This is a genomic window from Proteus sp. G4380, from assembly GCF_963885725.1.
GTDB lineage: Bacteria > Pseudomonadota > Gammaproteobacteria > Enterobacterales > Enterobacteriaceae > Proteus > Proteus mirabilis.
Window position 1 is genome coordinate 1 of the sequence record NZ_CAWPAV010000182.1, and the last position, 7219, is coordinate 7219.

The window sequence follows — 7219 nt, forward strand, 5'->3', positions numbered from 1 at the left end:
CACCATGTTTACACCTCTTTACTTTTTCTTGTCCTTTTTTTTCAAAAAATTGCAAGGTTAACTATTGCAAAATGAGATTTTTATCGACTTTTGCACTAAAAAATGGTTTATAAAGTATTAAATATGCTTTTAGTCACTGAAATTCACTAAAAGTGTGTTAAAAATATATTAATTAAATGTAGTGGCAATTGATAACAGAATGAAATAATTCTGTATTGCCTCCTACTGATATTTTGTTCTTTTTACTTGCAAACGACCTGCAAAGGTTTTTTTTGGGAATTTAAGATGCAATCTACTCACTCAAAATCAAGCCGAACCTTTTTTGGCCATCCATACCCTTTAAGCTCTCTGTTCTTCACAGAAATGTGGGAGAGATTTTCTTTCTACGGTATTCGCCCATTATTAATCCTATTTATGGCTGCAACCGTTTATGAAGGTGGTATGGATATTCCTCGAGAGCAGGCATCTGCTATTGTGGGAATTTTTGCTGGTGGTGTTTATTTAACATCATTGCCAGGAGGTTGGCTGGCTGATAATTGGTTGGGACAACGTCTTGCGGTTTGGTATGGCTCTATCTTTATTGCATTAGGGCACCTTTCTATCGCACTTTCAGCGTTTTGGTCTCAGAACCTATTTTTTATCGGCTTATTGCTTATCGTATTAGGTACAGGCCTATTTAAAACCTGTGTCACTGTTATGGTGGGAACCCTGTATAAAAAAGATGATACACGCCGCGATGGTGGTTTCTCCTTGTTTTATATGGGGATCAATATGGGCTCGTTTATCGCACCACTGATCACCGGTTTCTTAGTCCGTGATTATGGCTGGCATTGGGGCTTTGGTATTGGTGGTATTGGTATGCTAGTTGCACTACTGATCTTCCGCTTTTATGCCGTACCGACAATGCGTCGCTTTGATAAAGAAGTTGGCTTAGATTCAAGTTGGGATCGCCCTACTGTTGTGCGTCGTAATGTCGGACAATGGGTATTAGCACTTGCTGTGATATTAATTGCCATTGTTGGTTTAATTATTTCAGGCACTATTCCATTTAATCCGGTTATTGTTGCCAATTTTATGGTTTATGTGATCTCCGGCAGTGTTATCGCCTATTTTATCTATTTATTCCTATTTGCAGGATTAAGTAGTAGTGACCGTTCTCGCCTGTTTGTTTGCTTCCTATTATTAGTTTCAGCGGCACTGTTCTGGTCTGCATTCGAACAAAAACCAACCTCATTTAACTTATTTGCTAACGACTATACTGATCTAAATTTTATGGGCTTTGAGATCCCTGCGGTTTGGTTCCAGTCAGTCAATGCGCTATTTATTATTATTCTTGCCCCTGTATTTAGCTGGTTATGGCCAATGCTAGCACGCAACAATATGAATTTAAGTAGCATGAGCAAATTTGTGATTGGTATTTTATTCGCTGCAGGTGGCTTTACCGTCATGATGTACGCCTCTGAAAGCGTGCTTGCAACAGGTAGCGGTGTTTCACCATTATGGTTAATTTCCAGTATTTTATTGCTGACCCTAGGTGAATTATGTTTAAGCCCTATAGGACTTGCGACGATGACCATTTTAGCGCCAGCAAGAATGCGTGGACAGGTTATGGGTTTATGGTTCTGTGCGAGTGCATTAGGTAACTTAGCCGCAGGTTTAATGGGTGGAAATATTCGTCCTGATAAACTTGATGTTATGCCTGATTTCTTCTCTCACGTCTCTATAGCATTGGTTATTTGTGCCGTTGTTCTTGCAGCATTAATTATTCCTGTGCGTAAACTGTTACAAAGTGCAGATGATAAAGAGAATGCGCAAGCATAATTAGCCAGCCTCTCTCATAAAGCCATATCAAATAATGATATGGCTTTTTTATTGATTTTCCCCTCTGTAAACAAATCTCCTACTCAATCCCCTACTTCTTATTTTTACTTCCAGCCACTTTTTATCACTGTTTTGCTCTGCTAAATTGTTTCTTCTTCCTCTTTCCGATTAAGGTACTTTATGAACACGCTTCCCATTTATTATGTTAACGCTTTTACTTCAACACCTTTTTCCGGAAATCCGGCTGCGGTTATTTTGTTAGATAAATGGCTACCCGATGACACACTACTTAAATTAGCTAATGAGATTGGTTTACCTGAAACGGCTTTTTTAGTTGCCAATCATATTCGCTGGTTTACGCCTAAAGTAGAAGTTCCCCTATGTGGTCATGCGACTTTAGCTACGGCTTTTGTATTAAAAACGATTAACAAAGCACCTGCGACAAGCTTTAAATTCCATTCTCTGTCTGGAGAACTCACGGTATCTTGTCACTCCTCAAGTTTTACTCTCGATTTTCCTCAAGTACCTGCATCATTAAATCCAACCATAAAACCGTCATTAGAAGCGGCACTAAACATAGATATTGAAGAAGTTTGGCAATCTCACGACAGATATACCTGCTTTGTGGCTGATCCTAACAAGGTTATTGATTATCAACCTGACTTTAATGCTATAACACAACTACCACTTCCCGGTGTAATATTGACGGCGAAAGGTCATGCGCCTTTTGATTTTATTTCACGCTTTTTTGCACCACGTAAAGGGGTTAATGAAGATCCGGTAACTGGCACTTCACATTGTGTATTAGCACCAATTTGGGCAAAAAAATTAAACAAAGATAAATTAAATGCCAGACAAGTTTCCGCGAGGGGAGGCAATATACAGTGTGAACTCAAACAAGAGCGCTTATTGCTTACTGGTGATGCTGTACTATTTTTAACCGGTGAAATAACCTTTTAAAATTAAAGAGGAATATCATCTATTCCTCTCCTTTGCTTTCATTTTTCTCTATTTTATACTTTAGGATCATCCCTACTGTATAGAAAGATAAGGTTTTATTATGTCCACAACGGATTTATCTCTAGAGTTGCAAGATAAAATTAAACACTCAATCACCCGCGTCTCTAAAGTTATTTTTCCAACCACCACCAATCATCACTCCACACTCTTTGGCGGAACGGCATTAGCATGGATGGATGAAGTCTCTTTTATTACCGCTACGCGCTTTTGCCGTAAACGTTTAGTGACAGTTTCTACAGAGAAAATTAATTTTAATCACCCTATTCCTTCTGGCACCATTATTGAATTAGTTGGTGAGGTAATACGTATCGGGCGTACCAGTCTAACGGTAAATGTTTCTATTTTTCTCGAAGATATGTATGCCGAAGGACGAGAAGAAGTGATCCACGGCCAATTCAATTTTGTTGCCGTTGATGAGCATGGTAAGCCAACCCCTTTATTCGATAAACCATCGCTTTTATAACCGCTAATCTGTCGTTTTATTCTTCAAATTAAAAACGACAGATTTTATTATGCTGTGGGTTAATTAATATCGTCCGATTTTATTTGATCAGATAAATCTTTGTGGATACTTTTCAATCACATGAAAATATCAAATAAAATCAATGGGTAAATTGATTACTCACATGTAAAGCAAGAGTTATCCACAGTTAATGTGGATAACAGGAAGACGTTGCAACAACTTTAGCCGTTAAATAACACAAATTTTTATCACTTCAAATTCAATTTGGCATACAGTCAACTTTGCCCCCGTGATTGCACTTTCAGCCATCACTATCTCTGTTGATGATTGATAACGGCGACACACCTCTAGAGCTAATTCAATACTGGGCTCAATTAATAAAATAGCGCCGATATTTTCAACCGTCGTCGGAAAATCACTCTCTGAGGAGATGGTATAGAGTAAAGATTGCTGATCTTGGGCAATTTGTTGCGCTTTATCTGTTGCGGCTTGATTAACTCTTTGTTGTTTAGCGGAGTCACCGCCACCAGAATGCAGATAGATCATCGTTTCCTCATAAAAATATCAATAATAATTAATTTTTGCTATGTAAACACCCCATCAATATCTGTCGATATAAAGGCCGTTTATATGTAATTAGATAAGACAATGGTAGTCAACAAAAAGCCTTTAATAACAATATTATTAAAGGCTTTAGTTCTATTTCATATCTTGGTTATATTGCGTATGAGCAGTTAACAGCTTATCAATTGAAGCTTGGCATAAATAAGGTTTTAATGCGGCAAACTTTTTCTCTGACCAACTATAAATATTTAAAGATAAAAGTTGCTCTATCACTTTTGGTTCAAAGCGGTATTTAACATGCTTAGCCGGTATTCCACCAACGATACTATAAGGAGCAACATCTTTTGTCACTACACTATTTGCTGCGATAATAGCCCCTTCACCAATAGTAACGCCAGGCATAATCATTGCCCGCATACCTATCCATACACCATCGTGAATATAAGTATCACCTTTACCAATATAGGCTTCTTTAATATTGTCTAAAAATGGATAAAGAGAAAACCAATCCATACGATGAGTATGATTGCCCCCCATCAAAATAACCGCTTCAGCACCAATACAAACATAGTCACCGATATATAATTTATCGATTTCCCATAAAGGTTCCCACTGAAGGCTAAATTCATCGCCATAAAGGTAACGCACTACAGATGCTTCAAAGCCATTATCCCAACAATCACTGTAATAGCTATGCTGACCTTTAATAATAATATTCTTATTTTTTACTGTTTCGTGTAAATATTCGACACGTGACCAATGTTTCGTGTTCATACTATGACTCGCTATAAATTAATGAGCCATCAAAGAATGCTGCATTCTTTGATGATGTGTCCGCATTCCAAAACACATCATGACTAAGCAATCCGTGGTTGTAACAATAACGGATTTTGAACCTTATCCATTCCTTACACTCCTTCACCATTATTATGAATATCTATAATAATGTGACATAGAAAAACCACAAAGTTGCAACTTGTTAACTATTTTTCCAGCAACTCTGTGGTTTTAAAAATACATTATCTTCTAGCTATCAACTATGCTATTTAAAAAAATCTTTACTACCATGTGGCGCACAACGCAAATATTGCGGAGCGACTTTAATGGTCTGCTTTAACTTTTCAGCCGCATGCCAAGGCCAACGAGGATCATAAAGTATTCCTCTGCCTAATGCGATAAAATCAGCTTGTTCAGTCAGTAAAATAGCTTCTGCTTGCTCTGGCTCTGTAATTAATCCAACCGCAATTACGGGTAATTGTGTTTCATTATAGATGGCTTGAGCAAAAGGAACCTGATAATTAGGTCCTAGCTTGATGGCTTGTTTGTCTGATAAGCCACCGGAAGAAACATGAATATAGTGGCAACCGAGATCTTCAAGATGTTGAGTTAATGCGATAGAACTTTCCAGATCCCATCCTCCCTCAACCCAATCAGTCGCCGATATTCTTACTCCCACACACATTTTGTCAGAGACTGCTTTTTTGACTGCAGTAAAAACATCAATTAACAAGCGACTACGATTATTAAAATCACCGCCATACTGATCGGTGCGATGGTTTGATAATGGTGATAAGAATTCATGCAGTAAATAACCATGAGCACCATGTATCTCAATAACATCAATACCTGCTGACTCAGCTCTTTTAGCTGCTTCAACAAATGCGTTTTTTATCTTTTCAATCTCATCAATTGTTAATGCTTGAGGCTGATGATATTGACCAAAAGCAATACTAGAAGGCGCTACTTTTTGCCAGCCATTCTCATCATCAGGAGCCAATGATTTTCCACCTTCCCATGGCAACGATGTTGATGCTTTTCGCCCCGCATGAGCCAACTGTATACCTATTTTAGCATTAGTATGCTGTTTTATATCGCTAATAAGCTGTTTTAATGCGCGACCATGTTCCTCAGACCATAATCCGAGATCTTTATAACTAATTCTACCTCGAGGCTCTACCGCCGTCGCTTCTATAATCACTAAAGCGGCACCTGATAATGCTAATTGCCCATAGTGCATTGTATGCCAAGATGTGGGTATTCCATCTTGCGCAGAATATTGGCACATTGGTGCAACAATAATACGGTTGTCTAATTGATGAGGTCCTAATTTATTAGGCGTAAATAACAAACTCATGCAAAGCCTCCTGCTATATAAGCAATGAGACAAAAATCATTTTTATCTTATTGTTACGATTAAAAATAATTATTTGCCCTCTATCTGGTTTTAAATGAACCATCACTATAACTTAATAAGGCTAACGCATTAAATGACATAACGCGATAACCTATCTCACAGTGTGCTAAGAAAAACAGATTTCAATGGCTGATCCTAATACAACATCTAATAAAATAGCGGTATTAGATGCCATATTAGGTCATAACGCATTATAGGATATGAAATATTAATGTGGTTTTACTAATAAGAGTGATAGCTTTCTTGCAAAGGGTAAAACGAATAAAACAGTTGGAAACGCAATCATCCAAGATACCCCCCATGAAGAGAACCAAGGTGCAAACATAAGGCTATTTAAGCCCATTGTTTTTGCTGTACTAATAAAAGAAACAATGCCACACATCACAAAAGATAGGAAAAACGGAACCAGAAAAATCATGGCTCTTGGTGGCAATTTAGGTATACCCAAAATATTATTTTTATCTTGAAAAAACATAGAAAAGACCCCAATAAAAACGTGTACTACGGCATATAACCGCCAATACAACAGGCGAATACCCATAAAGGTAAAAAAATTAAGTTATATGCGTTGATTAACGTAAACGCTTACGAGTCTTGTAGACTAGACCGATGCTAGTATATAAATGAAAGTATTTTTGTCAAGTAAACTATTATCATTATCATTTAATAAAAACAATAGAATTCATGAATAACTTAAGTGGATCTTTATCTTTCAACAGAACTACACCAAGGGTATAACATTATTACTCATATTTTGAGTTAATTTTTACCCAATACATTTTATCGGTGAAATGCTCCCTAAGGAGGGGAGCATTTCTGACACAGAACGATTTAATTAATATTAAAAGTGATCATCTAATTGCATATTAATTCCTTTTAATAACACTTTTTATTCCAATTAAATTGCAAAATTTTATTTAGAATATTGAAATGTATAGGGTAAATAAATTAATTAACTCTGATACAACACACTTATCTTACTATATTGTTTTTTATCTAATAGTAAGAAAAGATCGCCTCTTATCTCATATTCAATATGATAAAATTATATTTTCGATATTATCCATTTTCATACAACATATTTATTATCTGCTTATTTATAATTAATGCCTTTATTTTCTATTATTAATAGAATTAATATTATCAATTTACGTTAA

Annotated in this window: 7 protein-coding genes; 3 read left to right on the forward strand and 4 right to left on the reverse strand. The window is 36.5% G+C overall.

The genetic code is table 11. The features are described 5' to 3' along the window. Positions 1-285: 285 nt before the first annotated feature. The 3 genes from AACU98_RS16335 to AACU98_RS16345 all read left to right on the forward strand — a co-directional run bounded on the left by AACU98_RS16335 (position 286) and on the right by AACU98_RS16345 (position 3304). Positions 286-1821: a peptide MFS transporter gene (locus AACU98_RS16335; protein WP_004250754.1), complete on the forward strand. Its 1536-nt coding sequence runs from the start codon at positions 286-288 to the stop codon at positions 1819-1821. Between the two features lie 180 nt (positions 1822-2001). Next, positions 2002-2781 carry a PhzF family phenazine biosynthesis protein gene (locus AACU98_RS16340; protein ID WP_012368073.1) on the forward strand — a complete coding sequence of 260 codons (780 nt, stop codon included), beginning with the start codon at positions 2002-2004 and terminating at the stop codon, positions 2779-2781. 100 nt (positions 2782-2881) lie between these two features. Continuing rightward, positions 2882-3304 (forward strand): acyl-CoA thioesterase, encoded by a 423-nt coding sequence (locus AACU98_RS16345; RefSeq protein WP_161735201.1) that lies wholly within the window; start codon positions 2882-2884, stop codon positions 3302-3304. 228 nt (positions 3305-3532) lie between these two features. Here AACU98_RS16345 and AACU98_RS16350 read toward each other — a convergent pair whose 3' ends face one another. The 4 genes from AACU98_RS16350 to AACU98_RS16365 all read right to left on the reverse strand — a co-directional run bounded on the left by AACU98_RS16350 (position 3533) and on the right by AACU98_RS16365 (position 6537). After that, complete coding sequence (locus AACU98_RS16350; protein ID WP_004243593.1) at positions 3533-3850, reverse strand: hypothetical protein; 318 nt, start codon at positions 3848-3850, stop codon at positions 3533-3535. 153 nt (positions 3851-4003) lie between these two features. Beyond that, positions 4004-4642: a CatB-related O-acetyltransferase gene (locus AACU98_RS16355; protein ID WP_004250749.1), complete on the reverse strand. Its 639-nt coding sequence runs from the start codon at positions 4640-4642 to the stop codon at positions 4004-4006. A 268-nt stretch (positions 4643-4910) separates the two neighbouring features. After that, positions 4911-6002 carry an NADH:flavin oxidoreductase/NADH oxidase gene (locus AACU98_RS16360; protein ID WP_012368075.1) on the reverse strand — a complete coding sequence of 364 codons (1092 nt, stop codon included), beginning with the start codon at positions 6000-6002 and terminating at the stop codon, positions 4911-4913. 268 nt (positions 6003-6270) lie between these two features. Continuing rightward, positions 6271-6537 carry a DUF2798 domain-containing protein gene (locus AACU98_RS16365; protein ID WP_012368076.1) on the reverse strand — a complete coding sequence of 89 codons (267 nt, stop codon included), beginning with the start codon at positions 6535-6537 and terminating at the stop codon, positions 6271-6273. Positions 6538-7219 lie beyond the last annotated feature (682 nt).